The following is a 2207-nucleotide window of genomic DNA, read 5'->3' as shown; positions in this document are numbered from 1 at the left end:
ACCCCGTTGTTGACGTCCGCTAGCGGCGCATACCGGCAGGCTTCCAGTGCCAAGCCGAGTACCGTGCGGGTGTCGGCGGGATCGATGATCCCGTCGTCCCACAGCCGAGCGGTGGAATAGTAGGCGTCCGACTGCTCCTCGAACTGCTGCCGGATCGGTTGCTTGAACGCCTCCTCCTCGAGGGTCGGCCACTCCTGGCCGGACCGCTCGTGTTGGCCGCGGCGCACGGTGGCCAGCGTGTCGGCGGCCTGCGGTCCGCCCATGACCGAGATGCGCGCATTCGGCCACATCCAGAGGAATCGCGGCGAGTAGGCGCGGCCGCACATCGAGTAGTTGCCTGCGCCGAACGAGCCGCCGATCATCACCGTCAGCTTGGGCACCCGGGCGCATGCCACCGCGGTGACCATCTTGGCGCCATTCTTGGCGATGCCGCCTTCCTCGTACTGGCGGCCGACCATGAATCCGGTGATGTTCTGCAGAAAGATCAGCGGGATGCGACGACGGTCGCAAAGCTCGATGAAGTGCGCGCCTTTGACCGCCGATTCGGAGAAGAGCACACCGTTGTTGGCGACAATGCCCACCGGGTGGCCGTGAATGCGGGCGAAAGCGGTCACGAGCGAGGTGCCGTATTCGGCTTTGAACTCGGTGAACTCGCCGCCGTCGGCGAGGGTCTCGATCACCTCGCGGACGTCGTACGGGATACGCGGATCGGTCGGCACCACCTCGTACAGGTCGGTCTGCGGTCGAATCGGCTCGCGGGTCGGCGCGGTGTCCCACTGAGCTGGTTCGCGCGGGCCGAAGGTGGCGACGATCTCGCGCACCTTGGCCAACGCCGCCTCATCGTTGGCGACCAAGTGATCGGTGACGCCGGAGACGCGCGAGTGCATGGCACCGCCTCCGAGGTCTTCGGCGGTGACGTCCTCGCCGGTGGCGGCCTTCACCAGTGGCGGGCCGGCCAGGAAGATCGTGCCTTGTTCGGCGACGATCACATTCTCGTCACTCATCGCCGGAACATACGCGCCGCCAGCGGTCGACGATCCGAGCACGGCGGAAATCTGCGGGATGCCGGCCGCGCTCATATTGGCTTGGTTGAAAAAGATCCGGCCGAAGTGATCGCGGTCGGGGAATACCTCGTCCTGTTCCAACAGCATCGCGCCGCCGGAGTCGACCAGGTAGATGCACGGCAGCCGGTTGGCGGCGGCTATCTCCTGGGCGCGCAGATGCTTCTTGACGGTGATCGGGTAGTACGTGCCGCCGGAGACGGTGGCATCGTTGGCAACGATCAGGCATTCGCGGCCGTGAATACGGCCGATCCCAGCGACCACACCCGCCGCGGGCGCTTTGTCGGCGTACATCCCGTACGCGGCAAGGGGTCCGATCTCCAGGAACGGCGAGCCCGGATCAAGCAGGCCGTCGATGCGGTCGCGCGGGAGGAGTTTGCCGCGCGCGCGGTGTCGGTCGCGTGCTGTAGCCCCACCGCCGACGGCCGCAGCCGAGAGCCGCTCGCGCAGCAGCTCGACGTTCACGTGATGCTGGGCGGCCGCTCCGGGGTTCGCGCTCATCGACTCCACTTTCAGTTAATCGCAGGTAACTGAAATTTGAGCATACGGCACCCTCCCCGGCATGTCCCTCGTTCGCCGATAATCGGGCGCCGCCCGATCAGTCGATGTCGACGAGCAGCGCAGCCAGCGCCATCGCGGTAAGCAACGAGCGCAGCCGCTCCACGCCGAAGTCCGGCAGGCGTGGGGAGGAATTGAGCAGCCCGAACGTGGCGTGGGCGCGGACGCGCGCCTCATCGTCGGACAGTGCTACTCCGCCGTTGTCGACCGTGGCAGCGGTGATGACCCGCACCCAGATTTCCACATACTGGCGTTGCAGCAGCCGGACCCGGTGATGTGCGCCGGGCGTCAGGGACGCCAGATCGCGATCCTGAATGGCGATGAGATCGGGCTTGGTGACGAGCACGTCGATGTGAAACTCGACCAAATTGCCCAGCACCTGCAACGGGGTGCCACCCTCGGCGACTACCGACCGTCCACCGGCCTGCAGTCGTTCACTGATGGCCAGCAGCAGCTCGTCGAGCACCTCGTTCTTGGCCGAAAAATGCCGGTACACGGCGGGGCCGCTGATGCCAACCTCCGCCGCTATGTCTTCCAGACGCACCGATGTGAAACCGCGGCGCGCCATCAGGCGCGCCGCGGCGTCGA

2 protein-coding genes are annotated in these 2207 nt (G+C 66.3%); both read right to left on the bottom strand.

Annotation, left to right across the window (positions count from 1 at the left end):
• Positions 1-1562: carboxyl transferase domain-containing protein (locus WAW85_RS08575; RefSeq protein WP_422559197.1), on the bottom strand; the 1562-nt coding region annotated here is incomplete at its 3' end.
• 97 nt (positions 1563-1659) lie between these two features.
• A partial coding sequence (locus WAW85_RS08570; protein ID WP_422559196.1) for a TetR/AcrR family transcriptional regulator occupies positions 1660-2207 on the bottom strand: 548 nt, incomplete at its 5' end.

Origin of the sequence: Gordonia sp. (in: high G+C Gram-positive bacteria), from assembly GCF_049299075.1 — a bacterium.
GTDB lineage: Bacteria > Actinomycetota > Actinomycetes > Mycobacteriales > Mycobacteriaceae > Gordonia.
The sequence above is the reverse complement of the archived record's forward strand: the minus strand, read 5'-3'. Positions and strand labels throughout refer to the sequence as shown.